This is a genomic window from Chryseobacterium sp. KCF3-3 (genome assembly GCF_045865955.1).
In the GTDB taxonomy this organism is placed as follows: domain Bacteria; phylum Bacteroidota; class Bacteroidia; order Flavobacteriales; family Weeksellaceae; genus Chryseobacterium.
Map to the genome: position 1 here is coordinate 138,401 of NZ_AP035792.1, position 22,984 is coordinate 161,384.

Sequence of the window (22,984 nt, forward strand, 5' to 3'; positions counted from 1 at the left end):
TCTGAAAAAAATGTTTTGGCTAATTTACAGTTTTCCTTATTAAATTTTTTTCTTACCTCCATTGATGTTTAAATTATTATTCATATAAAAAATAAGTGTATTTTTATTTAAAAATAACTTTCTATTTGTCAGTCATTTACAAACACCAACACCCAATCAGTTTATGGAAAATACGATATCCAAATCCGAAATCAGGAAGAATATTGCTACTTATCTGATTCTTACTCTGCTTTTCTGTCTTCCTGTCTATTATATGTGTATCCGTACAGGAAAACTTGGCGGCGGGATGATCTCTTATGCAACAATTGTTATGTGGTGTCCTGCCATAGCAGCACTCCTTACCTGCCGTATCCGGAATATCCCGATTTCTTCTCTGGGATGGAAATGGGGACTGACAAAGTACCAGATCATGGCGTATTGTATTCCCATTCTTTACAGTTTAGTTCCTTATCTCATCATCTGGATCAGTGGAGCTGGTGGTTTTTATAATCATGAGTTTGTCGCGGAAATTGGCAAAGGAATGGGCTGGAACCTTTCAGATGGTCTCACAATCATTCTTTATGTTATTCTGATGAGCAGTTTTGGTATGGTACGTTCGGTGGGATCTGCATTAGGGGAAGAAATAGGCTGGCGTGGTCTTCTGACTCCTCAGCTGGCCAAAATGAATTCTTATACCGCTACTTCCCTTTGGATGGGTGTGATCTGGTCGATCTACCATTATCCTCTCCTTCTTTTTTCCAATTATAATACAGGTGGGCCTAAATGGTTAGCCCTTCTATGTTTTACGGTTATGATATTTGCAGCCTGTTTTATTTTCACTTGGTTAAGATTAAAATCCGGGAGTTTATGGACAGGCGTTATTTTACATGCCAGTCATAACCTTTTTATACAGTCTATTTTTACTCCTCTCACTGTAGATACGGGAAATACCAATTATTATATTGATGAGTTTGGTATTGCTCTGCCTATTGCAACAGCTGTTGTGGCTTATTTCTTCTGGAGGAAGAGGAAAGAACTGGATGAGGATCGTCCACTTTCAGCATAATCTGTTTATTAAAAAGACAGCCTTTTATTGAAAGGGCTGTCTTTTTACTATATTCTTAATTTTGAAAAATCTATTCCGGAGCAATTACTTCAATAAGCCGTATTCTGCTGAGCAGATCCTGAAATATTTCCTGAGTATCTCCGCTCTCACCTAGCGAAATACTTAATCCCTCTCCTTCCTTATCTTCATTTTTAAGGCCTATTCTGCCTGCTTTTTGGCCTTCACTATTACTTATTTCTTCAAACGGTATTTTGTTATCTTCAAACCATGATTTAATTTTTGCTACCGCAGAATTACTATTCTTTGATGTTCTTTGTAAAACTAACTGGTCCGGCTTTCCAAAGAATCCTTTAGCATTTTTATTCAATACAAACTGCACGAGAAATTTAAACTGATGCCTGTCAGGTCTCGCATACCATCTGGCCTGGCTGTATCCACCCAAATGGTGACGAACAGGTATCTCGTTCGGTATATTATCGTTGGCAAATACCTTTGTATTCATTATTTCATGATGGAAAGTAAGATCAGTTTTAATATTTCCACCTTCTGCCCTATATTTTTCAGCCCATTCACTTATTCCTTTAAACTCTGTTTCTCCCATTGTTCTGTAGAATGTCATCGTCTGGAGATCAGGACTACCTTCTGTTCCATTTCTCAATAAACTAAGTCTTTGTCTCATAAATTCTTTACTTTTACTTCCGTTATCCCATCTTCTTTCATGAAATTTTTTGATAAAAAACAATTGCTGCAGATCCCGATATACAGAAGATGTAATAACCTGGGTATTCATGATGATATTAACTTCATACCTTTCCTTTTCGCTGACATCCCCATAATTTTTTTTTCTTTCATTTTCATATTTGTCACTTTCCCACTGATCATGGTTGAATTTATAGTCTCCTTCAGACAAATAATCTGCATTATAAATGTCAAGTACCTGAATGATATCTTTTATATCTCCTCCCATCAGCTCCAGGGTTTCCAGCATCTTTCTTTCGTTTTCCCTGCTGTTTATAAAGTAGGTATTGAAGACCTCCTGCACAGTCATTGCTTTTATCTTTCCGTTTTTCAGCCTGATTCCTATCTTAGCTTTGTTATTTGTTCCTTTTGCACTGAAAAACAAATTGTTGTATTTTCCTATAATGCTCATAATCGTTTTATTTAAGGTTATTTATTTGATTTCTGAAATTTTTCTCTATTCTGACTTCCAGAGTTTTTATCCATATTAATAACACAAATTTCTGCGGAAACATTCTGACTCGTTAAAGGGGAAAAACCCATTTTCAGAAATTCAGGGTTTACCCGTATTCACAGATGATGTATTTGTGTATTTAATTAAGTAAACTTTCATATATAGCAAAAACTCATGCTTAAAATTTCACTCATAGGAGAATTCCCTTATTTTTTAAAATTCCGTTTTTTCCCTTAATGAAGATTTATTTTGTTTGATGAAATTTGTATCAGACAAAAGAGATCAACAATCTCATAGTCAACATTAGATTTTAAAAAAAAAATAGTAACCCATTAAAACCAGAATATGGCAGAAACAGTAAACACCCAGACTACAGATGCAGTAACGCAGACTAACGTTACGGTACTTGGTGAGTCTCCCGCACAGGCTATGAGTATGCTTTACCAGATGGCCACGCATGCCAGTGGAATTTCCATTCAGAATTCTGTGACAAACCAGCAGAACTTGAACCAGCTCAACCCTGCGATTGTTGCAGATGCCATTAAAATTTTAAAAGGATAATTTAAAACCTTACCATCATGAGTGAAAACAACAGTGAAACCCAACAATCCCAGGCAGCCAATGCTACCACTCCGGCGGAGAAAGCTGTAGTATTTGTGAACAGTGAGGTATTGGCACCGCCTAAAGCTTCTCCAATGACCGGAGTAACCAAAGTAATGATAGAACAGTCTACAGGAATGATGGTTCAGGATTTACAGTCTTTCTTAAAAGGATTTGAGCAGGTAGGTTTAATTGCCCTGAGCAGGCTGGCCAATAATCTCCTGACCTACGGAACGACTTTCGGGCCGGCTCCGGGCAGTAAAGAAACCTCTGTTCAGATGGCAGAAAACATTCAAGGTCAGGATGCAGGAAAAGGCAATGAGATGATGAAAGACTTATTCAAAATGGTAAGTGATTATGCTGAAGTAAAGGCTAAGATTTCCAATACTATTTATAATGTCAATACGCTTCCTGTTTCAGAAGCCCTTCCTTCTCCCCCATCTTACACGGAAGTTTCTCCTGAAAATGAAGAATCTGAAAAAAAAAACGAGTAGATCCGGTTCCGGAAGAAGTCTCATCAGAAAAAGAAAGTATGAGAAAAAGCTTTATAACGGCTGATCATGGGGGAAAATTAGTATTAAAGTCAGTTAAACTGACACAGCCACTCGTAAAACCAGAGATTAAAGAAGCGGTAATTTCTTCTATAGAAACGGAAGTTAATCCCAAGAAAAAAACAATAATAGCCCAACTCATTGAAAAAATTAAAATAAATAAGAGATGAATTACTCCTCAGCAACCAAACCTGCCAAGATTTTAAACCTGGAAAGTTTAAATGATTTGAATGAAAGACTTTATCTGACCAGAAGCAATGATATTCTTTATCCGAATCCCAAAAGTGCAGATACCAAAAAGAATGATCCTCATGCGGAACGTTTTGTATTTAATCTTCAGACATCGGATATTAATGTTCAGCCTTCCATAAGACTGGTGAACTGTGTCAACAGATTAGGAAAAAGATACAATCATTTTCAGTGTTTTGTGGTAGAACCTAAGGATCAATCAACGGGAATAGCCGTGATTATGGTCAAACTGGATGATCCGAAAGCCTTTTACTGTAATGTGAGAATTTTACCTCTCAGCACTTTAGGTGAAGTGGCTTCTCCCGAATTGGATTCAAAGCTTCTTACCATCAATCTTGAAAAATCAAAATGTATACTCAAAACCGATATTACGATTACACCATCTAATACAGGGGAAGCACAGTATTCGGTACATGATGTGGATGTATCAGCTATTTCGGAACTGGTAAGCCAGAATGAAATCATAGAATTAAAAAGAGAACTGGAGTTTCAGGCCTCGAAACTGATTGCCCATTATTTTCAGGAAATCCTGAGTATTATCGTACACGAAACAACTCTAAATAACGGTACACCTCCCGTGATTCCGGATGATTACATCCTAACGCTTCCTCCTAACCAACTTAAAGAAATGTTATCGGCCAGTGCCATCTCAGCCTGTATTGCCCTGGAGATTACCGGATATAATGTAGTGAAAGAAATCAACCGGGACTGGAGATCTGCTGCTGCATTTATTAATTATCTGCTGTAATAAATAGATATTCTTATCTCATAAAAATACAACTTATGCACAGAAAAAACCGTAAGAAAACTCCCACTCCCAGGCCGCCTATGCCTGTGACAGAACCTGAAATGGTTGAAAAAGAAATCATGCCTTTTGTTTTAAGGCATGAAGACGAAATCATTACTTATATCAAGGAAAAAGCCATCAAAGAGACTATGAAGTCACTGGCTCCTCTTCTTGAAAAACTGGAAGAAGCCGTAAAACAGCATGAAGCAGCTCCTGTTCCCGTGGTCACTCCTCCACCGCCTGAAACTCCTGTAATGAATTATGAAGAACAGCTGAAAAAACTACAGGAAGCCTCAACAGCAAAGGTAAAAGAGAAAGAGCTTAAAATAATGGAGCGAATGAATAAGCTGAATACAAGATTAGGCAACATCCAAACTTAGAACCACCAAAATCAATGAATATGAACGAAATTGATACAATCGTTACAGGAATGTCTACCGCTGTACCTCAGGCTATTTCCGCACAGGTAAGCGCACACTCTACCGGACAGATGCAGATCAATTCTGCATTGAACCAACAACGGAATGCCATAACCGGCATCAGCCATTATGTAATGGGATTAAAAAAAATGAGTCCAAAAAATATAAAGCTCAAACAAATGGAGGCCATTAAAAAAGAACGTTTTTAATCCAGGTCTTTAAAAACTACGGATGCGGTTTATTTCCCTGCAAAGATGAAATCCGGTGCCCTCAGCATAATACAATCAGGTCAACATTTATTTTCGCACCGCTTTCAGATACTGTTAATGTCCAAAAGCAATCATTCAGAATCCGTCTTTAGCCCAAAGGAATCCGGCATTGCCAGTATACCTGCAGCAGGAATTTATTTTTGAGACAGATATTAAAAATAAAGACCGCATCCTTTTACAAAAAAATAGGGTTTAAACTCGCGCAGATTTTACAGATAGGGTTTCAACCATTGTATTCAGAGCCACCCTTCAGATCCAATTTATTCATAACCTGTTAATACCAATGCTTTTGAAGTCTATTCATCTGCAGGATCTGTGGTGAGTTTAAAACTCCAACATAAAACTAGTTTACCTCAATAATTTATTAACCGAGATCAGATCTCAAAAAAACAATTACAATTATGCCAGTTAATGAACAAATCACAGACGCAGTAACGCAATCGAACGTAAAAGTAGTAGGAGAATCTCCTGCAATGGCTTTGGCCAACGTGTATCAATCTGCAGCACATTCTACAGGAATCATGTTTGAAAATGCGGTAAATACGCAAAATCAACAGAACATTTTAGGCCAGGCAGCGACCACTCAGGGAATCCTGCAGATCTATAGCCTGGATACTGTAGCAGACGCAGTTTCTATTGCGAAGATCCTTAAGCCTTAATTTTTAAGCTATTTGATCAAAGCAATTGACCTCAACCGGAAAGCCCGGTTGTTTTTAACCTAATAAACCTTACTCATTATGCCAGTTAATGAACAAATCACAGATGCGGTAACGCAGTCTAACGTAAAAGTAGTAGCAGAATCTCCTGCAATGGCGTTAAGTAATGTGTATCAATCTGCTGCACATTCTACAGGAATTATGTTTGAAAATGCAACGAACGCTCAGAATCAACATAATATTGTTACCCAGGCAGCCACTACTCAAGGTGTGACCCAAATCTACAGTAAAGATACCATCGCTGATGCGCTTTCTATTGCTAAAATTCTTAAACCTTAATCACATTTTGCAGACCGCAGAATAAATTAATCCGCCGGAAAACCCGGTGATTTTAACCCAAATAAACAATAATCATTATGCCAGTAAACGAAAAAATCACAGACGCAGTAACTCAATCCAACGTAAAAGTAGTAGCAGAATCTCCTGCAATGGCTCTAAGTAACGTGTATCAATCTGCAGCACATTCCACAGGAATTATGTTTGAAAATGCAATTAACACGCAAAACCAACAAAATATTGTTACTCAGGCAGCCACTACACAAGGGGTGACTCAAATCTACAGCCTGGATACGATAGCCGATGCGGTTTCTATTGCTAAAATCCTTACTCCGTAATCCCATTTTGCCAACAGCTTATATCCTTATCCGAACAGCCGGAAACTCCGGTTGTTTTTTAAACCAAAATAAACAATAATCATTATGCCAGTAAACGAACAAATCACAGACGCAGTAACGCAATCGAACGTAAAAGTAGTAGCTGAATCTCCTGCAATGGCTATGGCCAACGTATATCAATCAGCCGCACATTCTACAGGAATCCTGTTTGAAAACGCAGTGAATACCCAGAACCAGCAAAACATTGTTACTCAGGCGGCCACTACACAAGGTATCGCACAGATCTACAGCCTTGATACGGTTGCAGATGCAGTTTCAATTGCAAAGATCCTTAATCCGTAATCACTTTTTGCGAACAGCTTAAATACCATTATCCGAACAACCGGAAATTCCGGTTGTTTTTTAACCCAAATAAACAATAATCATTATGCCAGTAAACGAACAAATCACAGATGCAGTAACGCAATCGAACGTAAAAGTAGTAGGAGAATCTCCTGCAATGGCTTTGGCCAACGTCTATCAATCTGCTGCCCATTCTACAGGAATTATGTTTGAAAATGCAGTAAATGCACAAAACCAACAGAATATCTTAGGTCAGGCAGCCACTACACAAGGTGTTATTCAGATCTACAGCCTGGATACTGTGGCAGATGCAGTTTCTATTGCTAAAATTTTACATCCTAAATTATAGTGTTTTTAGATTTCTTGTTATCAGGGAGTACAATAATGTGCTCCCTGATTCTTTTTGGATCAAACTATTTATCAAATAATACAATTTCATCCGGATCGATCACCTTATTCTGTACGGCATAAATGACAAGTCCGGCCATATTTTTCACTCCGGTTTTGATCATCAGATTGGTCTTGTGAGTTTCTACTGTTTTGGGTGAAATAAACAATGAATCTGCAATTTCTTTGGTGCTCAACTGCTGGCAAACCAATTTTAAAACATCTATTTCTCTTTCTGTGAGTTCATTTTTGGAGAATGCATGAAACTCAGGAAGCTTATTGGAAAGCTGGGTTCTCATGACATCAATCTGGTCATTGGAAAAATAATGTCCGGTATGATAAGCCGTCTTCATAACGGATAATAATTCCTCAAGTTCAATTTCTTTGGGCAAAAAAGCATGGGCTCCCATTTTCAGCATCTGCCCCATGAATGAACGACGGTAGAAACTGGAAAGAACAATGATTTTTGTTTCGGTTTCTCTGTGAGCCAGTTCGGCCATGACTTCAAGGCCATCGCCATTGGTCATCCTCAGATCCAGAATAAGAATATCTAAAGAGGCAGAATCCTGTTCTTTGAGAAACTGATATCCTCCTGTTGAGGTAAGTACCACCTGATAGTCTCCGTTATTTTCAATATAATTTTTCAAAAGCTGTACAAACAGCAGGTCATCATCTACAATTCCGATTTTAATTTTTGAGTGTTCCATGTTTATTTTTATTGTATAGCCATACAGGCAATGAATTTTGTGCCTTTTTCAGGCTGTGTCTTAAGTTTATAAATTGCTTTAATTTTTTGTGCTCTGGACTGAATATTTCTCAGCCCAATACCTCCCGAATGCTTTTCTATGATAAATCCCCGTCCGTTATCCTCTATGGTTAATATCAAATAGTTCAGAGAGATTCTTAAGGAGACATCCACTCTGGTGGCTTCAGCATGTTTTAAAATATTGGTAATTAATTCCTGAATAATTCTGAAAAGGTTAAGTTTTACAGGATTACTGATGGTTGTCCTTATCGTCATATGGTGGAAAATAACCTCTATATTTTTATTGATCTGATCAAGATAATCTGCAATTAAATCTACCAGCTCAACCTCATCCAGATCAGGTGGCGTAAGGTTATGAGATAACTCCCGTATCAATTGCATTGATTTTTTTAAATCATGATTAAGATCTTCCGGTTTTTTATCATTGAGATTCAAACGGATTAGATTCAATTGTGAAATAATGTTATCATGAAGTTCTTCTGCCAGCCGTTCTCGGTCCTGTTCCTGTAAAAGCAGTATATTTTCCCAATATTCATTTTTTGAATTCCGGACCAAACGGGAGACTTTCTGTTTATTTTTCCTTATGCTTTTTAAATAACTAATCACCAACAACGTAACGAATAATGTTGTTAAAGAAAACAATCCAATACCGATCCATATCCATACAACTATCTGATCCTGATTTTCCCAACGCCACATCCCAGATTAATAAATGCTATATAAAAAGACAATAGTAAGATCCCTCTAAAAAGCCAGATAGGTGCTACCCAACTCAGATGATTGCTGATTAAAAAATTAAAGGTAGTGGATATGATACATTCTATAGAAAAAAACAGGAAAACAAGGATGTTCACAATAAACATATCCCTGTCTGCTCTGCCTTCCCTAATGATTTTCATAAAATAAGAAGCGGCATAGCTACAAATAATAATACTGGTGATAATATTGGAATAAAAAGTAATCCGTGTATCGTCTTGCACATATAACAGATTAGTAATCAATGCCAATACAGCATAACAATAGATCATCCATCTTAATTTAAGGGAAAGCTGGATATAGTAATGGTTATAAATCACCGTAAGAATCATCAAACCAAAAAACTGACTCAATGTATAATTGTAGATATTGAGTGTATTTAATTTCATAAGCCGGTCCGTTAAGTCCGTCAGCTCCAGCATCAATTCTCCTGAGAGCAGTATAATCACAGGAAGTTTTGTTTTGATCCCTTCTTTTATCAGTACAATCAATCCGGCACATAAGACGAGATTAATTATAATTTGTAAATACAGGGATAGGCTGTTATACGAAAACACTGGTGCTTTGCTTCAGAAGTTGATAATCATTAAGAGTATCAATAATCGTAAAAGGAGGCCTTGGTGTAGAATAATTTTCAGCAGTCTCGCTCATATGATTAATGGCCAGACTTTTCACTGTAATGATTTCGATATGATAAGGGAATCCGGAATCTTTTTTTTCCAGATCATCTGTAAGTCCAAAGAAACTGGTACATGTCTGCCCTTCTGTAATTCCAATATTCTCATAATCTGAAAACGGTATGGAAATCAATTGAAAAATATCTTCTGTTTTCTGAGCCTGCATCCAAGAAGTCCCAAACATATTCCATCTGAAGTTACGGTTAATAGCTGATTCAGCAGTAATGGGAGGAACATCTATCACAATATCATTGCTGCTTTCTATTTTTGATTCACCGAATTCTACTAAGAAATCTTTAACAAGAATGGTATTGAAATGAGCATCTTTATCACTTTTAGAATCAATGAGGAAAAATTTCAGCTTACCTTCATGAATTCCCACATAGGCATGAATCATTGGGAACTCCGTAGTTCCAAGATTTCTTTTCCATTGTTCAATGTCTTCACCTGAAACGCTGAAGTGAGTTCCCTGATTCAAATAATTCAAAATTTCTGCTCCATTTGTATCAATTCCGTTTTTGTAAGAATCAATAAGATGTTTCCATTTTCTGATAGCTTCAAAGATGTTTTCAGTAGTCATGATAATATTTATTTGTGAATGATAATTATTTTATGAGTTGAAATTTACAAAAAAAACAGACTGCTCTATTTTTTAAATCACATTCAGGTGGAAAATAAAATATAATTTGAAAAAAAATACTTTTTCTTGTGTCTCTGATAAAATTAAACCGGAAACACCCCTTATCTTTGCACCGGAAACCTCTTCATTTAAATATGTACTAGCATGATTCCATTTCACGAGCTTATATTTTTCATTCTGGCCGCACTTATTTTAGTAATCAGCCCTGGTCCCAATATGATTTATCTGATTTCAAAGTCTATAACGCAGGGAAAAAAGTCCGGGTTTATCTCATTAGCCGGAGTGGTATGTGGATTTTTATTCCATATCATCATGGTTTCATTTGGTCTTACAGCTGTTTTGCTGGCTGTTCCACTTGCTTATACCGTTCTTAAAACCCTGGGAACTGTCTATCTTTTATATCTTGCTTATCAGGCTATCAAACCTAAAAGCAGAAATATTTTTGATGTTGACAAAAATGTTGCTCATGATAGTCCCAAAAAGCTTTTCACCATTGGTTTTTTAACGAATGTACTGAATCCGAAAGTGGCTGTGTTTTACCTGTCTTTCTTTCCTCAGTTCATCAAACCAGAGTATGGTTCGATATTTACCCAAAGTCTGGAACTTGGGATCATTCAGGTTCTGATCAGCTTCAGCATCAATTTTATCATTGTATTAACAGCTGCAAGAGTTGCCTTATTCTTTTCCAATAATCCGATGTGGATAAAAGTTCAGAAATGGTTTATGGCCAGCGTATTAACCTATTTAGCCATAAAAATGGCATTTTCAAAAGCAAAATAAAATCCGGAACAGGTTTCTTTCTGTTCCGAATTCCGGTGTATATTCATATAAAATCTGACTTGAAGAAAGCATCATGGTTATGCACCGCGAATTTGAGATTAATATTCCGGATGTAAAACCGTGAAAATACGTAATTTTACCGTTGCGTATTATCCTCATCACAACAGGTTTAAAGATGAAACAGACCATTCCCACTTATGATTTAAACGGCATTACCCATCATCAGTTCCATGTCAAAAGGATGGATAAAAGGACTCATGATGCCGAGGATATTCTTCTGGACAAAGGCATACACCGGGACAGTCATTACATTTTCACCTGCATGGAAAGTGGTCATGTAAGAATGATGGTTGATTTTAAAACAGTTGAAGCCAGAGAATCCACTATTTTCTGTGTATTGCCTGGGCAGGTACATCAGGGACTTTTAATGAAAGAGGTCTGCGGATGGTTTGTGGCGGTGAAAGCAGAACTTGTTCCTGACACAGTACGTTCTTTTTTCGACGAATCGTTGGGTGAAATACAACCGCTGCCTATGGATAAAAGTCTTGTCAAAAAGATTAATACTACAGCAAGTCTGCTTCATGCTTCCTATACGAACGAAATGCTTTCCACTAAAGAAGGATTTCTCGTCGTTCAATCACTGCTTAATGCTTTTCTCGGAATGTTTGCTCTGATGTATTCCCGGAAGAATATTTCTCCGGCGTCAGATGAAAACCGTGCCTTACAGCTATCCAGAGCATTCAGAATTTTGGTTCGGAAAGATTTTAAAACCATGAAAAGTCCATCTGAATATGCTGCAACTTTGAATATCACAAGAGGATATTTAACAGAAACCGTTCGTGAAGTTACAGGAAAACCTGCACAACACTGGATTCATCAGGAAATTTTGATTGAAGCCAAAAGATTACTTGTCTTTACCAATCTGAGTATAAAAGAAGTGGCTTATGAACTTGGATATAGTGATCATACTTATTTCAGCCGTTTATTTTCCAAACTGGAAGATCAATCTCCATCAGAATTCCGGAATCAGCACCAATAGAGAACTAACCCCGAATAGTCCAATTAATTCCCCGAAACCGCTATCGGTATTTTCTGATTTTGCAACGTCCTTTGCAATAAAAATGATTTATGCCAAGCCTACCAAAATGGATCAATGACACCGTAGAAAATGTTTGGTCCTCCAAATTTAAAGAATGTACCGTTAGCCATATAGAACAGATTACAAATGATCTTCGACTGATACGCTTTGAAACTGAATTACAGGATGTTCCTTATGAACCTGCCTATGCCATTGGAATAAGAATCAACGACAGGGATTTCAGGAATTATTCTCCTTTTAATTTTAACAAAGAAGCGGGAACTTTCGATGTTTTATTTCATTTGCATGATATGTCTGCTGCCGGAAGTAATTTTGTAACCAGACTGACAAAAGGAAACTCTATCAAACTTTTAATGCCCAGAGGAAAACAATTCTTTTCTTCCAATGCAAAAATTCATTTTTCTGTAGGCGATGAAACTTCTTTGGGAAGCTCACTTTCCATCAAAGAAGCTGTAGAAGAATGTGGTTCCCTATTTATTTGCCTTCATGAACTGGATGAGTGTTCTGCTCTTGAAAAGCTTAATTTATATGGATACCATAGTCCTAAAAACAATACCATGAGAATGATTGAAGCTTTGAATGACTTTCTGAGAGAAGAAAAAGAATCTATTTCTGATGATGAAGTTGTGTTTTATCTTACAGGAAACGGAGAAAGAATGTCATTAATCAGAAAATTTCTTAAAGCCAGAGGTGTATCACCAAAATGTATCAAATCACAAGCCTATTGGATTGAGGGCAAAAAAGGATTATAAAGATGGGAACAAGAGCATTCACGTTAAGCTTGTTTAAACTTTGTTTTTGAACCATTAAGATGTAATAAGGATTTAAGAGTATGAAGATGAGCTTCGCTTTAAGCTTAAAAATCAGAATGATTCATCTTCATTATACTTTATTTCTTAATCCTTCTTCATGGTTTTAATATATATCCTATATTTTTTGATAAGTTTAAATAATTTCTTTAATAATGAAACTTTATCTGATAATAAAAACAATTATTACCGGATAAAGTTATCATTGCTCAATACCTAGAAATATTGTGCGGGTTATTTCTGTTTCCTTCCTAATTCCTTCACTTTTCTCAACCATTTGGAACGCTGCTCCTCTTTAGAATTTCTGATAATTCCAATATAAGTCACCTTCACCGGCTTTACCCCACAATATTCAAGGATAGATTTTCTAAGCTGATTCACACTGGGCCTGCCAAAAAACAAGCGGTAATACCATCCCGGCTGGTCTAATGTAGTTATGATATGGGCTGTTTTACCTTTTAAAAGCTTGTCCCACCAGACAGAATTTCCCCGATATTTATAAGCCATTCCCGGTAAGAAAAGGCGGTCTATAAATCCTTTCATCAGAGCAGGAAATCCTCCCCACCAAACCGGATGTATCCAAACCAAATGATCTGCCCACTGAATAATTTCCCAAGCTTTCAGCAAATCCGGCTCAAGCTCCATTCTTTTCTGATATCCAAACTGTAAATTGGGATTAAAGTTTAAATCCCTTATCACGATTTCCTTCACTTCAGCTCCTGCTTCTACTGCTCCCAGTCTGTAAGCTTCTGCAACCCCAAAATTGAAGGAATCTTTATTGGGATGTCCGTTGATAATGGCTATTTTTTTCATGATTTCACATTAATATTGATAGAATCGTAGGCGTTAAGTTGTGCCATTAATGATAAAGGTTCATGCAGCTGATGGCTGAAATACACCTTGTTTTCATGAGGATTTCTCAACAGTTCTTCGGTGTGCAGAACAGCAGATAAAGCGGTTAATTCCGTCTGCCCTTTTTCGCTCTGCAAACTCAGTTTCTTTTGTCCTGACTGATCATCAACTACAATTTCAAAGACTGCCTGATCCCCATTACCACTGGATCCAAAAATCATTTTTCGTTCTTTTAAAGATAAAATATTGTAGATTCTGAGATACTGAAAAGAACCCAACAGCCAGGTAATGAATTTTGAATTATAGGTCATCTTTACACTCACATCAGAAATTCTTTCCACTTTGTTGAGAATATACAGATCCGGCACATCAAAATTATAAGCACTTCTATGCCCAATTCCATAAGAAAAATTGAAGGTTTCAGTATCCAGGAAATGTCTGATTGAAACCGGTTTATCATTCTTATAATGAACAAAAGGAACGGCTACATTTTCTGCCATAAAGTGAGCCGAACTCTCGCCTGCAAGATCCTTTACGGAATAATAGACAAAGAGTTTTACTTCATTAATATCTCCTGAATCCGAAAGAATATTAGCCAATCCCGGAACAATCCCGCCCATCCATCCTGAACTGAAGACAATTCTGCTGTTGATGTCTGATTTCCCTGCAATATCGTAAGCTTTCACCAAAGCCGGAGTAGGTTTTGTAATATCCAGATAATCTATTTGATGGTCAATGGCAAAACGAAGTACATTGTCTTCTTTATCGTTCACAGAAAGAATAATGAGGTGTATCTTTTTGTCGGAAATAATTTTAAATGAAGAAGGGTCTGTAACATCAATCTTCAGGTCTTTATCTGTTTTTCCGCCTTTTCTTCCCCCAATAAAAACAGTAACATGAGGATTTCTTGATTTCAGGATTCGGGAAATTGTTTTTCCAACCAATCCGTTTCCACCAATAATCAGAATATTTTGCTCCATAACTTTTTTTTGACAAAAGTAGAGCACTGCTGTTTCAATAAGCAGGACAAATGTCTAAAAAGAAATTTCCTTTCTGATACGACTCAGGTGTCTTTGGGTAATGCCAAGATAGGAAGCCAGGTACTGCAATGGAATGTTTTGAATATAATCAGGATGATTCTTTACTAATGTTTCGTACCGTTGGGCTGCGCTGTTTCTCTGAAGCTGAAAAAACCGTGTTTCAAGTTCAAGATATTCCTGCTCTGCAATAATCTTTAAAAATTTCGTCCAGTTTATGCTATTCTTCACCAGTTCATCTACCGCTTCTTTTTTAATAATAATCACCTCAGCATTGGTAATAGCCTGCATACTTTCTTTACTGGGACATCCGGATACAAATGAGGAATAGGCAGCGATCATATGATTGGGAAACCGGAAGCAATACGTCATATCTTTTCCTTCATCAGAAGTATAAAAAGAACGGAAAATACCAGACTTCACCAATCCTACTTCCTTACAAAGCTCTCCTTCCTGTATGAAATAATCATTTTTACGGATAAGCCTGAACTCAGAAAATTTCAAAAATTCTTCAATTTCGTCTTCTGAAAACAGATTAAAGCTTCGAAAATAGTCACGTTCCATGATATCAAATAAGTTTCAGCGAAAATAAATAAAAAGAAGGAGGCAATGTTGTTTATAAACGCAAAGTTTTAATTTTTGCAGAGTTTTAATGTAAAGAGGGCAAAGACAGAGACCGTCTCAAAAGTGAAATAATTTGGTCTATGTCATTGACTACGTCGAATCTTCGATTTCTGACGAAGGAAGAATCTCATTAATAACAAATACATGAGATTCTTCACTACATTGATGAACTACGTTCGCAGACTTTAGTCTGTGTTCAGAATGACACTTTTGTAGCAGTCACTTTTTAAGTAAGAGCATATTGATAAAATTCAATTAATAACAAAAAAAAATCATCTCAGGACGAGATGATCTACCGTTTTGAATTTACTTGAGTTATTTATGAAGATATGAATGATGTTTTGTTGTAACAAAGATAGGTGAACCCTATTTTTTACGCATCAGTGGAATCCCTAGAATTATATCCGTAAAAATACGGTTGTATAAAAAGAAAAGCCCTGAAGGAAATACCTTACAGGACTTTTGGATTATCTAACAATATTCAGTTTAATGTTTACCATTCAAGGTGTAAAGTTATGATTTCCATTCACTTTCCACCATTGATTGTATTAAAGAGGGCTTACCAGTTGAAGGAACCATTCTTTAACTTCTCCTTCCAGGTATGGAGCAAGCTTTTCCTCACATGTTTTATGGTAACCATTCAGCCATGCGATTTCGCTTTCTGAAAGGATCTCTTTTACTACTGTATCTTTGAAGAACGGGCAGAATGTTAATGTTTCAAATTCATAGAACGTTCCGTGAATTGTTTTTTCTGCTTCTTTTACGGCAATCAGGTTTTCGTGACGAATTCCATAGTGTCCTTCAAGATAGTAACCAGGTTCATTTGAACATACCATTCCAGGAAGAAGTTCCTGAGGATTCAGATCTTTTCTGATGCTTTGCGGCCCTTCGTGTACATTCATGAAGCTTCCTACCCCATGTCCTGTTCCGTGGTTGAAATCTTTCCCTTCCATCCATAACGGAAGTCTTGCAATGGCATCAAGATGTACTCCTTTTGTTCCTTTCGGGAATTTCACCATAGATAAACGGATTAATCCCTGTAGCACCAATGTTGAATTTCTTCTAAACTCTTCCGAAGGGGTTCCTAAGGCAAAAGTTCTTGTAATATCTGTAGTTCCTTCAAGGTACTGACCTCCTGAATCTACCAGGATAGTTTCCTCGTTGGTCACTTCTTTGCTTCCTTCTTTTTTGGCAGAATAGTGCATGATAGCACCATTGTCTTTATATCCTACGATAGATCCGAAGCTTTCTCCTACAAAGTTTTCACCTTCTGCACGGAAACCTCTCAGTTTTTGTCCGATAGAATATTCATTCATCGCTTCTTTTCCTGCATTGTGCGTTAGCCAATAAAGGAATTTCACCATTGCTACTCCGTCTCTTACCATTACTGTTCTGAAACCTTCCAGTTCAGTTTCATTTTTCTGAGCTTTCATCAGGTTACCAGGAACCGGAGCTTTGATAAACTGATTGTCAGTTTTTAATGTTTCAAAAATCTGTTGGTTGCTGTTCGGAGAAACCAGAACTTTTTCGTTTTTGAAGGTCTTCAGATAATTGTAGAATTCTTCGTAAGGCATCATTTTTACAAAGGAATCATCCATTTGTTTTCTGGCTGCCACTTCCATTTTTTCTAATCCTGTGAATAAAACAGCATCATTTTTAGTAATCACAATATATCCTAAGAATACAGGATTGCTTTCTACATCACTTCCTCTCAGATTCACTGTCCACGCCACATCATCAAGACTTGATATAATGTGTACAGTAGCCTCCTGCTCTTCCATTTTCTGACGGATCGCAGAGATTTTATCGGATACTGATTTCCCGGCTCTTTCTATCGGATGTACGAAAATAGGATTAGCAGATGGAGTTCCTCTGTCTTTCCAGACTTCTTTTAAAAGCGGAGCATCTGCCAGGGTAATATTTTTGGAATTGAATTTTTGAGAAAGCAGTTCCCAGTTAGCATGAGAAGCTGCAACTGCATTTACTGCCACTTTACCACCAGCTGGAATTTCTGAAATAATCCAGTCGATATAATTGGGAGTTCCTTCCATTCCATCTTTGAAAAGATCAATTCCGGAACCCTCCAGCTCAATAGCAGCTTGTGTAAAGTATCTTCCATCTGTCCAAAGTCCACCTTTATCTTTGGTAATCACCACGAAACCGGCAGAACCTAAGAAACCTGACAGCCAAGCTCTCTCCTGCCATTCTTCAGGAAGGTATTCGCTCATATGCGGGTCTGCAGAATATACTATAAATGCATCAACATTATTTTTCTGCATTTCTTCACGAAGCGCAGCAACTTTTTCCTTTGAAGTCATTCTTTTTATTTTTAACCACCGAAAGTTACAAAAAATTTGATGTCGGAAAGGTAAATCTACCCGCTATTTTGCTTAATAATTCTTTATTGTTAAAGAGGTCTAAAAAAAATCAAACCACTAAACATATTTAATAAAATAAATCATTTTTAAGTAAAAAAAACTACCACATTATCAAAATAATAAATTTTTGGAAGGATTATTGCTGCATTCTACTTCATGAAACAGCAAAACTACAATAACCACAGAAAATTTTATCCGCCACATCATTTTATTTATCTTCCATTGCTTATTATATTGGAGATTTTAGGAATTTATAAATCTGGGATGATCCCGGAAATCAACTGATCTGGATACTGTTTTCTGTCGTGATTTTTTTGCTTTTTTATCTGGCATTTATGACAAGGCAGCATTATGCACTGGGACTTCAAAACCGTATGGTAGTTCTGGAATTTAAACAGCGTTATTTTGAGATTTTCAATAAAAGATCTGATGAAACTGCTGAGAAACTTAAATTCGATCAGATTGCTGCATTGAGATTTACTTATGATGATGAATTCAAAGAGCTTTTATACAGAGCGCTTCATGAAAACATCTCAGGAGATGAAATTAAAAGGTCTATCAAAAAATGGAGAGCTGACCGACTCCGAATTTAGCACACCCACAAAAATTGACACCTATGAAAAAATGGAGCTTTTACAGTATTACAATATTAATGTTGTTGACACTTACAAGTTGTGAAGCCGTAGAAACGATTTTTAAGGCAGGAATGTGGTGGGGAATAATCTTAGTCTGTGTGATAGTAGGGATTCTTTTACTGATTTTTTCGAAGGGTAAAAACTCTTAACCATGTTTTATGGAGAAGAATACAGATTTGGAGATGATTTCTCACCTTAAGCCTTCAAAAATTGTTAAAATAATGAAGGACCCGGAAGCTTCTGCAAAGGCGGTACATCTCGTATATACCACCGATGCAGAAACCGCCGGAATTATTCGTAAAAAAACCGGAAAGAAATATTCCTATTATAAAGATGGGGAGAAAATAAAGGATAAAGAAGAAATTACAAGGATCAATAAACTGGTGATTCCGCCTGCCTGGGAAAATGTATGGATCTGTGCTCTTGATAACGGCCATCTTCAGGCAACAGGCTTTGATGCCAAACAAAGAAAACAATACCGCTACCATCCTCTTTGGAGCGCTCTAAGAAATCATACAAAATTTTACAGAATGCTTCAGTTCGGGTATGCATTACCGGACATCCGGCTGCATGTAGAACAGGATCTTGCTCTGAGAAATTTTGAGAAACGAAAAATTCTGGCCTTAATTGTAAGCCTTATGCAAAGAACCAATATCCGTATTGGAAATAATGTATATGAAAAGCTGTACGGTTCTTTTGGTCTTACCACGTTAAGGGATAAACATGTAAAAATAAACGGGCAGAAAATCACTTTTTCTTTTAAAGGAAAGAAAGGCGTCATGCATCAGATTGACCTCAGGAGTAAAAGGCTGGCAAGGCTTATTCAGAAATGTAAGGATATTCCCGGGAAAGAACTTTTTCAATATTTCGATGATGAAGGAAACCGTCATTCTGTAGATTCCGGAATGGTGAACGACTATATCAAAGAGATCAGTGGCGAGGATTTTACAGCTAAGGATTTCAGAACATGGTCCGGAACAGTAAGTGCCCTGATTGCTTTTAAAGAAATCGGATATGCGGAAAATGACACTCAATATAAAAAGAAGGTAAAAGAAGCCCTGGACATGGTGGCTGAGAATCTGGGAAATACATCGGCTGTCTGCAGGAAATATTATATTCATCCTTTAGTCATCAACCTTTATGAGAATAATACCATCAAAAAATATCTTGATGAACTTGAAGTTATAGAAGAAAATGACGGAAAAGCTGATCTGACGAAAGAAGAAAGATTGGTTCTGAAGATCCTGGAAAACGAGAGAATGTAGGGAACCCAATCAATAGTGAATGGTGAATTTGCTTCGCAGTGAATTTTTTATTCTATACTTCATCAATTCATTGACTATTCACTTGCGCAGCAAAAATTGACCATTGACATTACACAAATTCGATTCTTTATATCAAACTGAAATCCTACTGTTGTTCAAAAACTGGATTCTATATTCCTTTGGTGTAATTCCTGCAATTTTTTTGAAAAGCTGGGTAAAATGGGATGCGGTATGAAAATTCAGTTCGTAGGCAATCTCTGCAATATCTTTACTGGAGTGAAGTAATGCTTTGCTGTAATTGATATCAATCTCATTGATCCATTGTTTTGGAGATTTTTGGGTTACTCCTTTTACACACTTATTCAGATAACTTTCTGTAACGGACAGTTTATCGGCATAAAAAGCCACTCTCTTTTCCCCTACATGGTATTTAAACAAAAGATCACGGAACTGAAGAGACAGTTCCATCGGACGGGTTGCAGATTTGTGATGGTTGTCAGAATCTGTGCTGAGCATTTTGATTAAAATAAGATGAAGCATTGTCACTACTACATCATTAACATTGAGGTTATTCAACCACAATTCCTGTTCCATGATCGGGAGAAGCTGAGTAATGGTACCATAGGTCAGGCTGTCAAGATTCAGAAAAGGGGTCATGAAAAAGATACTGCTTTTATGCTTGGGTAGTTCCTGTTCAGACAGAATATTATTTTCATAAGCAAGGAAGAATCCTTCAATATCATCTGATAATTCAACAGTTGCAGTAATTGTTCCCTGCTTAATAAAGATCACGCCTCCTTTTTCAGCATGATATTCTTTATTTTCAAGATACTGTCTGATATGGCCGTTGGTAACGAAAATAATAAAATTGAACGTGGTACGATACGGAATCACCGGCATCAGAATGCCTTTAAGATAATTTTCTATCCGATACAGCTGTATATCAGCATTGTTAGCCAATATCTTGTCCGCAATATTCGGAAGAAAAAGCTTTTTATATTGAAAATTGGATAATACTTCCATATCCTTGTTATGATTATTTAAAGTTATACAAAATATTTTAAAGCAAAGGAGGCAAGCAAAAGAGTGAAAAAGCTAAAGTGTAAATAGTAAAAACCCCGAAACACGTATCCCAAAACACATAATTTACTCTCTTCAACCCTTCTACTCTCAAACTCTCTCACCCTCTCACTCTCCTCTTTAGAACTTATAATACACTCCTACTCTCACTCCAAAAGGACTTCCCGGGGTATAAGTAAGATCTGTAACAGGTTCTGCTTCTCCTTTTAACTGCGTTTCTGTGGCAAACTGGGCTTCGTTCCATTTTACATTGAAAAGGTTATTCAGCTGAACATTTGCACCCCATTTCTGACGGTTATAAGAAAGCATCAAATCATTCACAAAATAAGCTTTCGTTCTGATGCTGTTATCTTCTACAGCAGGTCTAGCACCAAGATATCTGTACTGAAGTCCCAGAGAAAAGCCATTCAGGAAATCCCAGTTGACAGAGCCTGTACTGGTAACTACGGGAGCCAATGGAACATAATCCTGACCTTTTTCTTCTTCGGTAAATCTTGCGTGTGAATAATTGATATCTGCATTCAGATAAAAATTTTCCAATGGCTGGAAGCGAACTCCAAGATCAGCCCCGAAACGTCTTGATTTTCCGGAAGGTTCTACCACTGCATCATCTCCTACATACACAAATTCCTGCTGAAGATCCATATACCATAATGCCGGAGTAATAATCAAGGATTTGAACGGGTGTAATCTTACCCCGAAATCTGCACCTATAGAGTATGGAAGGGTATTTTCATTCTTATTGGGAACGACCACTCTCAGATCATTGGAGTGAAAGCCCATTCCTGTTTTCAGAAACCACATCACATTGTCATTCTGAGCATAGGAGAAATTCAATTTTGGACTCAACCTTGTTGCTTCTTTTGACTGTCCGGATGGCAATTGTTCCACATCCAGCAGATTGTGCATATTAAAGATAAAATGATCCACTCTCAAAGCCGGATTGATCGTCCATTTTCCGGTTTTCCATATTAATCCTGAATAAGCATGAAGATTAGTTTCTGTTCCCGTCACATCTGATAATTTATCCAGCAGCATATCTCTGTGATACACATGGTTAAGCTGTAAGGTATTGATATCATCATTTCTTAATCCGATTCCTGAAGTCCAGTTTAAAGAACTGTTGACCAAGGAAAAAGTCTTTGTATACTTTACTTCGGCTCCGTAAATATTTCTGCCGTCAGTCTGCTGAATTTCATCACCATGCTCTTTATCTTTTAAATTAAAGGTAAAATCAGAATACAGGTTGAAATTGTATTTTGAATAGAAAGCCATTGCATCAATCTGCTCAGAAGGAGAAATAATGTGTTTGAAATTCATCTGAAGGTTTGTTCTGGAAGTTTTTCCACCTTCTGTAGGGTCTATACTTCCCCATCTCCCAATAATTCCTTCGTCTACGGCACGTTCCGGAATTTGTCCGGAAGCATTCCATGAAGAATTGAATGTTGAGAACTGGATGTTGAAATAGTCTTTATCCGTAAGCCACTGGTTGTATTTTCCGAAGATATTGACTCTGTTAAAATTCTGTTTTACATCAAAAGGGCCGTCTGTATAATTGTATTCTGCTGCTATGTAAGCATTTTTTCGTCCCAGATCATCATGTAGAATATTGAACATTCCCAATACTCTTTTGGAGTTGAAAGAACCTCCTTCCAGTTTAACCATACTGTTTTTCAATCCATTGTAGGTCTGAAAATCTACATATCCTGCTGTGTTAAAGTCCCCACGATCCATGTAATAGGCTCCTTTTCCGAAATCAATATTATTGACCGTTTCAGGAATTACAAAGTGCAAGTCAGAATATCCCTGACCGTGGGCATGGGAAACAATATTTACAGGCATTCCGTCTACATTAACGCTTACATCAGTACCGTGATCGGCATCAAATCCTCTTAGAAAAAGTTGTTCGGCCTTTCCTCCTCCGGCATGCTGTGCAATAAACAGTCCCGGAACTTTCCTTAACAGATCCTGCGCTGAGCTTACCGGAAATTTGTTCAGATCAACCTTTGTAATAGCAGACAGAAATGAACTGTGATTGATGGCTACTTCAGAAATCTGAAAAGGTTTATGCTGTAAAAAAATAACTTTATTTTTATCATCATCATTGGTCACCACCCATTTTACCTCATCGTATCCCTGACGGCTGATTACAAGGGTATCAGGAAGAGATTTTACAGGAACGGCAAATGTTCCGTCTGTTGCAGTATGGGTATGGCTGTTTCCGTGGTCGTATTTCACCAAAACATCTGCAATGGGAAATTTATCATCTGCATCTTTTATCAGCAACTGTTTTTCTGCTTCCTGCGCCATCATTTTTCCACTGAATGCCATAGCCAGAAATACGGCTGCTATTTTTGTTATTTTCATTTTTTAGTTTAATTATATTTAAATTTTAGAAGTTAGAGGAATATCAAT

The 22,984-nt window shown here is 37.0% G+C and carries 29 protein-coding genes; 18 read left to right on the forward strand and 11 right to left on the reverse strand.

Annotated elements, in window-relative coordinates; translation table 11 throughout:
* Positions 1-163: 163 nt before the first annotated feature.
* Positions 164-1,045, forward strand: coding sequence for a CPBP family intramembrane glutamic endopeptidase (locus tag ACKTTZ_RS00635; RefSeq protein WP_407846989.1), 882 nt, complete (start codon positions 164-166; stop codon positions 1,043-1,045).
* Between the two features lie 70 nt (positions 1,046-1,115).
* Here the strand turns inward: ACKTTZ_RS00635 and ACKTTZ_RS00640 are convergent, their stop codons facing one another.
* Positions 1,116-2,195, reverse strand: a complete 1,080-nt coding sequence (locus ACKTTZ_RS00640) for a hypothetical protein (protein ID WP_034697210.1) — start codon at positions 2,193-2,195, stop codon at positions 1,116-1,118.
* A 387-nt stretch (positions 2,196-2,582) separates the two neighbouring features.
* Here ACKTTZ_RS00640 and ACKTTZ_RS00645 point away from each other — a divergent pair, with 387 nt between their 5' ends.
* The 11 genes from ACKTTZ_RS00645 to ACKTTZ_RS00695 all read left to right on the forward strand — a co-directional run bounded on the left by ACKTTZ_RS00645 (position 2,583) and on the right by ACKTTZ_RS00695 (position 7,133).
* Positions 2,583-2,798 carry a RebB family R body protein gene (locus tag ACKTTZ_RS00645; RefSeq protein ID WP_034697211.1) on the forward strand — a complete coding sequence of 72 codons (216 nt, stop codon included), beginning with the start codon at positions 2,583-2,585 and terminating at the stop codon, positions 2,796-2,798.
* A gap of 17 nt (positions 2,799-2,815) precedes the next feature.
* A complete protein-coding gene (locus ACKTTZ_RS00650) occupies positions 2,816-3,331 on the forward strand; it encodes a hypothetical protein (RefSeq protein WP_034697213.1) in 516 nt (171 codons plus the stop codon).
* A gap of 38 nt (positions 3,332-3,369) precedes the next feature.
* A complete protein-coding gene (locus ACKTTZ_RS00655; RefSeq protein ID WP_034697214.1) occupies positions 3,370-3,558 on the forward strand; it encodes a hypothetical protein in 189 nt (62 codons plus the stop codon).
* Positions 3,555-4,385, forward strand: coding sequence for a hypothetical protein (locus tag ACKTTZ_RS00660; RefSeq protein WP_034697216.1), 831 nt, complete (start codon positions 3,555-3,557; stop codon positions 4,383-4,385). Before ACKTTZ_RS00655 ends, ACKTTZ_RS00660 begins: the two co-directional genes overlap by 4 nt.
* Positions 4,386-4,420: 35 nt before the next feature.
* The gene (locus ACKTTZ_RS00665; protein ID WP_407846990.1) at positions 4,421-4,804 is read left to right on the forward strand and encodes a hypothetical protein; all 384 of its coding nucleotides are present in this window, start codon (positions 4,421-4,423) and stop codon (positions 4,802-4,804) included.
* Positions 4,805-4,824: 20 nt separating this feature from the next.
* The gene (locus ACKTTZ_RS00670) at positions 4,825-5,052 is read left to right on the forward strand and encodes a RebB family R body protein (protein WP_156106485.1); all 228 of its coding nucleotides are present in this window, start codon (positions 4,825-4,827) and stop codon (positions 5,050-5,052) included.
* A 461-nt stretch (positions 5,053-5,513) separates the two neighbouring features.
* Positions 5,514-5,771, forward strand: a complete 258-nt coding sequence (locus ACKTTZ_RS00675; RefSeq protein ID WP_034697220.1) for a RebB family R body protein — start codon at positions 5,514-5,516, stop codon at positions 5,769-5,771.
* A gap of 78 nt (positions 5,772-5,849) precedes the next feature.
* Positions 5,850-6,107 carry a RebB family R body protein gene (locus ACKTTZ_RS00680; RefSeq protein WP_034697223.1) on the forward strand — a complete coding sequence of 86 codons (258 nt, stop codon included), beginning with the start codon at positions 5,850-5,852 and terminating at the stop codon, positions 6,105-6,107.
* A gap of 77 nt (positions 6,108-6,184) precedes the next feature.
* Positions 6,185-6,442, forward strand: a complete 258-nt coding sequence (locus ACKTTZ_RS00685; protein ID WP_034697225.1) for a RebB family R body protein — start codon at positions 6,185-6,187, stop codon at positions 6,440-6,442.
* A gap of 84 nt (positions 6,443-6,526) precedes the next feature.
* The gene (locus tag ACKTTZ_RS00690) at positions 6,527-6,784 is read left to right on the forward strand and encodes a RebB family R body protein (RefSeq protein ID WP_034697227.1); all 258 of its coding nucleotides are present in this window, start codon (positions 6,527-6,529) and stop codon (positions 6,782-6,784) included.
* 85 nt (positions 6,785-6,869) lie between these two features.
* Positions 6,870-7,133 (forward strand): RebB family R body protein, encoded by a 264-nt coding sequence (locus tag ACKTTZ_RS00695; RefSeq protein ID WP_034697228.1) that lies wholly within the window; start codon positions 6,870-6,872, stop codon positions 7,131-7,133.
* Between the two features lie 64 nt (positions 7,134-7,197).
* On the opposite strand, the gene ACKTTZ_RS00700 is transcribed toward ACKTTZ_RS00695, so the two are convergent.
* The 4 genes from ACKTTZ_RS00700 to ACKTTZ_RS00715 all read right to left on the reverse strand — a co-directional run bounded on the left by ACKTTZ_RS00700 (position 7,198) and on the right by ACKTTZ_RS00715 (position 9,950).
* Entirely contained in the window at positions 7,198-7,878 is a 681-nt protein-coding gene (locus tag ACKTTZ_RS00700) for a DNA-binding response regulator (RefSeq protein ID WP_407846991.1), read from the reverse strand.
* An 8-nt stretch (positions 7,879-7,886) separates the two neighbouring features.
* Positions 7,887-8,636, reverse strand: a complete 750-nt coding sequence (locus tag ACKTTZ_RS00705; protein WP_407846992.1) for a sensor histidine kinase — start codon at positions 8,634-8,636, stop codon at positions 7,887-7,889.
* On the reverse strand, positions 8,606-9,142 hold the full coding sequence (locus ACKTTZ_RS00710) for a hypothetical protein (protein WP_407846993.1): 537 nt from the start codon (positions 9,140-9,142) through the stop codon (positions 8,606-8,608). Before ACKTTZ_RS00710 ends, ACKTTZ_RS00705 begins: the two co-directional genes overlap by 31 nt.
* A 94-nt stretch (positions 9,143-9,236) precedes the next feature.
* Positions 9,237-9,950, reverse strand: coding sequence for a hypothetical protein (locus tag ACKTTZ_RS00715; RefSeq protein WP_253317544.1), 714 nt, complete (start codon positions 9,948-9,950; stop codon positions 9,237-9,239).
* A 204-nt stretch (positions 9,951-10,154) separates the two neighbouring features.
* Between ACKTTZ_RS00715 and ACKTTZ_RS00720 the strand changes: the two genes are divergently transcribed.
* The 3 genes from ACKTTZ_RS00720 (at position 10,155) to ACKTTZ_RS00730 (ending at position 12,641) form a co-directional block, all read left to right on the forward strand.
* Entirely contained in the window at positions 10,155-10,790 is a 636-nt protein-coding gene (locus tag ACKTTZ_RS00720) for a LysE family translocator (protein WP_034697235.1), read from the forward strand.
* Positions 10,791-10,965: 175 nt separating this feature from the next.
* The gene (locus ACKTTZ_RS00725) at positions 10,966-11,829 is read left to right on the forward strand and encodes an AraC family transcriptional regulator (RefSeq protein WP_034697236.1); all 864 of its coding nucleotides are present in this window, start codon (positions 10,966-10,968) and stop codon (positions 11,827-11,829) included.
* Positions 11,830-11,918: 89 nt separating this feature from the next.
* Complete coding sequence (locus ACKTTZ_RS00730) at positions 11,919-12,641, forward strand: FAD-binding oxidoreductase (protein ID WP_034697238.1); 723 nt, start codon at positions 11,919-11,921, stop codon at positions 12,639-12,641.
* Positions 12,642-12,932: 291 nt separating this feature from the next.
* Here ACKTTZ_RS00730 and ACKTTZ_RS00735 read toward each other — a convergent pair whose 3' ends face one another.
* The 4 genes from ACKTTZ_RS00735 to ACKTTZ_RS00750 all read right to left on the reverse strand — a co-directional run bounded on the left by ACKTTZ_RS00735 (position 12,933) and on the right by ACKTTZ_RS00750 (position 17,529).
* Positions 12,933-13,511 (reverse strand): NAD(P)H-dependent oxidoreductase, encoded by a 579-nt coding sequence (locus ACKTTZ_RS00735; RefSeq protein ID WP_407846994.1) that lies wholly within the window; start codon positions 13,509-13,511, stop codon positions 12,933-12,935.
* The gene (locus tag ACKTTZ_RS00740) at positions 13,508-14,530 is read right to left on the reverse strand and encodes a saccharopine dehydrogenase (protein WP_407846995.1); all 1,023 of its coding nucleotides are present in this window, start codon (positions 14,528-14,530) and stop codon (positions 13,508-13,510) included. The genes ACKTTZ_RS00735 and ACKTTZ_RS00740 overlap by 4 nt, the downstream gene beginning before the upstream one ends.
* A 54-nt stretch (positions 14,531-14,584) precedes the next feature.
* A complete protein-coding gene (locus ACKTTZ_RS00745; protein ID WP_034697242.1) occupies positions 14,585-15,151 on the reverse strand; it encodes a Crp/Fnr family transcriptional regulator in 567 nt (188 codons plus the stop codon).
* A gap of 608 nt (positions 15,152-15,759) precedes the next feature.
* On the reverse strand, positions 15,760-17,529 hold the full coding sequence (locus tag ACKTTZ_RS00750; RefSeq protein ID WP_407846996.1) for an aminopeptidase P family protein: 1,770 nt from the start codon (positions 17,527-17,529) through the stop codon (positions 15,760-15,762).
* Positions 17,530-17,745: 216 nt separating this feature from the next.
* Here ACKTTZ_RS00750 and ACKTTZ_RS00755 point away from each other — a divergent pair, with 216 nt between their 5' ends.
* The 3 genes from ACKTTZ_RS00755 (at position 17,746) to ACKTTZ_RS00765 (ending at position 19,489) form a co-directional block, all read left to right on the forward strand.
* The gene (locus ACKTTZ_RS00755; protein ID WP_407846997.1) at positions 17,746-17,874 is read left to right on the forward strand and encodes a DUF6526 family protein; all 129 of its coding nucleotides are present in this window, start codon (positions 17,746-17,748) and stop codon (positions 17,872-17,874) included.
* Between the two features lie 50 nt (positions 17,875-17,924).
* Positions 17,925-18,182 carry a DUF6526 family protein gene (locus ACKTTZ_RS00760; protein ID WP_407846998.1) on the forward strand — a complete coding sequence of 86 codons (258 nt, stop codon included), beginning with the start codon at positions 17,925-17,927 and terminating at the stop codon, positions 18,180-18,182.
* Positions 18,183-18,382: 200 nt separating this feature from the next.
* Positions 18,383-19,489 (forward strand): DNA topoisomerase IB, encoded by a 1,107-nt coding sequence (locus ACKTTZ_RS00765; RefSeq protein WP_051934442.1) that lies wholly within the window; start codon positions 18,383-18,385, stop codon positions 19,487-19,489.
* Positions 19,490-19,621: 132 nt separating this feature from the next.
* Here ACKTTZ_RS00765 and ACKTTZ_RS00770 read toward each other — a convergent pair whose 3' ends face one another.
* Positions 19,622-20,512: a helix-turn-helix domain-containing protein gene (locus ACKTTZ_RS00770; protein WP_034697247.1), complete on the reverse strand. Its 891-nt coding sequence runs from the start codon at positions 20,510-20,512 to the stop codon at positions 19,622-19,624.
* A 177-nt stretch (positions 20,513-20,689) separates the two neighbouring features.
* Positions 20,690-22,936: a TonB-dependent receptor gene (locus ACKTTZ_RS00775; RefSeq protein WP_407846999.1), complete on the reverse strand. Its 2,247-nt coding sequence runs from the start codon at positions 22,934-22,936 to the stop codon at positions 20,690-20,692.
* Positions 22,937-22,984: the final 48 nt, after the last annotated feature.

Coding starts and splice junctions, on each gene's coding strand:
- ACKTTZ_RS00650 (WP_034697213.1), top strand. CDS start 2,816: ATGAGTGAAAACAACAGTGAAACCCAACAATCCCAGGCAGCCAATGCT.
- ACKTTZ_RS00720 (WP_034697235.1), top strand. CDS start 10,155: ATGATTCCATTTCACGAGCTTATATTTTTCATTCTGGCCGCACTTATT.
- ACKTTZ_RS00760 (WP_407846998.1), top strand. CDS start 17,925: ATGACAAGGCAGCATTATGCACTGGGACTTCAAAACCGTATGGTAGTT.
- ACKTTZ_RS00660 (WP_034697216.1), top strand. CDS start 3,555: ATGAATTACTCCTCAGCAACCAAACCTGCCAAGATTTTAAACCTGGAA.
- ACKTTZ_RS00735 (WP_407846994.1), bottom strand. CDS start 13,511: ATGAAAAAAATAGCCATTATCAACGGACATCCCAATAAAGATTCCTTC.
- ACKTTZ_RS00745 (WP_034697242.1), bottom strand. CDS start 15,151: ATGGAACGTGACTATTTTCGAAGCTTTAATCTGTTTTCAGAAGACGAA.
- ACKTTZ_RS00750 (WP_407846996.1), bottom strand. CDS start 17,529: ATGACTTCAAAGGAAAAAGTTGCTGCGCTTCGTGAAGAAATGCAGAAA.
- ACKTTZ_RS00645 (WP_034697211.1), top strand. CDS start 2,583: ATGGCAGAAACAGTAAACACCCAGACTACAGATGCAGTAACGCAGACT.
- ACKTTZ_RS00655 (WP_034697214.1), top strand. CDS start 3,370: ATGAGAAAAAGCTTTATAACGGCTGATCATGGGGGAAAATTAGTATTA.
- ACKTTZ_RS00765 (WP_051934442.1), top strand. CDS start 18,383: ATGGAGAAGAATACAGATTTGGAGATGATTTCTCACCTTAAGCCTTCA.
- ACKTTZ_RS00640 (WP_034697210.1), bottom strand. CDS start 2,195: ATGAGCATTATAGGAAAATACAACAATTTGTTTTTCAGTGCAAAAGGA.
- ACKTTZ_RS00775 (WP_407846999.1), bottom strand. CDS start 22,936: ATGAAAATAACAAAAATAGCAGCCGTATTTCTGGCTATGGCATTCAGT.
- ACKTTZ_RS00770 (WP_034697247.1), bottom strand. CDS start 20,512: ATGGAAGTATTATCCAATTTTCAATATAAAAAGCTTTTTCTTCCGAAT.
- ACKTTZ_RS00690 (WP_034697227.1), top strand. CDS start 6,527: ATGCCAGTAAACGAACAAATCACAGACGCAGTAACGCAATCGAACGTA.
- ACKTTZ_RS00705 (WP_407846992.1), bottom strand. CDS start 8,636: ATGTGGCGTTGGGAAAATCAGGATCAGATAGTTGTATGGATATGGATC.
- ACKTTZ_RS00675 (WP_034697220.1), top strand. CDS start 5,514: ATGCCAGTTAATGAACAAATCACAGACGCAGTAACGCAATCGAACGTA.
- ACKTTZ_RS00725 (WP_034697236.1), top strand. CDS start 10,966: ATGAAACAGACCATTCCCACTTATGATTTAAACGGCATTACCCATCAT.
- ACKTTZ_RS00730 (WP_034697238.1), top strand. CDS start 11,919: ATGCCAAGCCTACCAAAATGGATCAATGACACCGTAGAAAATGTTTGG.
- ACKTTZ_RS00680 (WP_034697223.1), top strand. CDS start 5,850: ATGCCAGTTAATGAACAAATCACAGATGCGGTAACGCAGTCTAACGTA.
- ACKTTZ_RS00635 (WP_407846989.1), top strand. CDS start 164: ATGGAAAATACGATATCCAAATCCGAAATCAGGAAGAATATTGCTACT.
- ACKTTZ_RS00685 (WP_034697225.1), top strand. CDS start 6,185: ATGCCAGTAAACGAAAAAATCACAGACGCAGTAACTCAATCCAACGTA.
- ACKTTZ_RS00670 (WP_156106485.1), top strand. CDS start 4,825: ATGAACGAAATTGATACAATCGTTACAGGAATGTCTACCGCTGTACCT.
- ACKTTZ_RS00665 (WP_407846990.1), top strand. CDS start 4,421: ATGCACAGAAAAAACCGTAAGAAAACTCCCACTCCCAGGCCGCCTATG.
- ACKTTZ_RS00755 (WP_407846997.1), top strand. CDS start 17,746: ATGAAACAGCAAAACTACAATAACCACAGAAAATTTTATCCGCCACAT.
- ACKTTZ_RS00695 (WP_034697228.1), top strand. CDS start 6,870: ATGCCAGTAAACGAACAAATCACAGATGCAGTAACGCAATCGAACGTA.
- ACKTTZ_RS00700 (WP_407846991.1), bottom strand. CDS start 7,878: ATGGAACACTCAAAAATTAAAATCGGAATTGTAGATGATGACCTGCTG.
- ACKTTZ_RS00715 (WP_253317544.1), bottom strand. CDS start 9,950: ATGACTACTGAAAACATCTTTGAAGCTATCAGAAAATGGAAACATCTT.
- ACKTTZ_RS00740 (WP_407846995.1), bottom strand. CDS start 14,530: ATGGAGCAAAATATTCTGATTATTGGTGGAAACGGATTGGTTGGAAAA.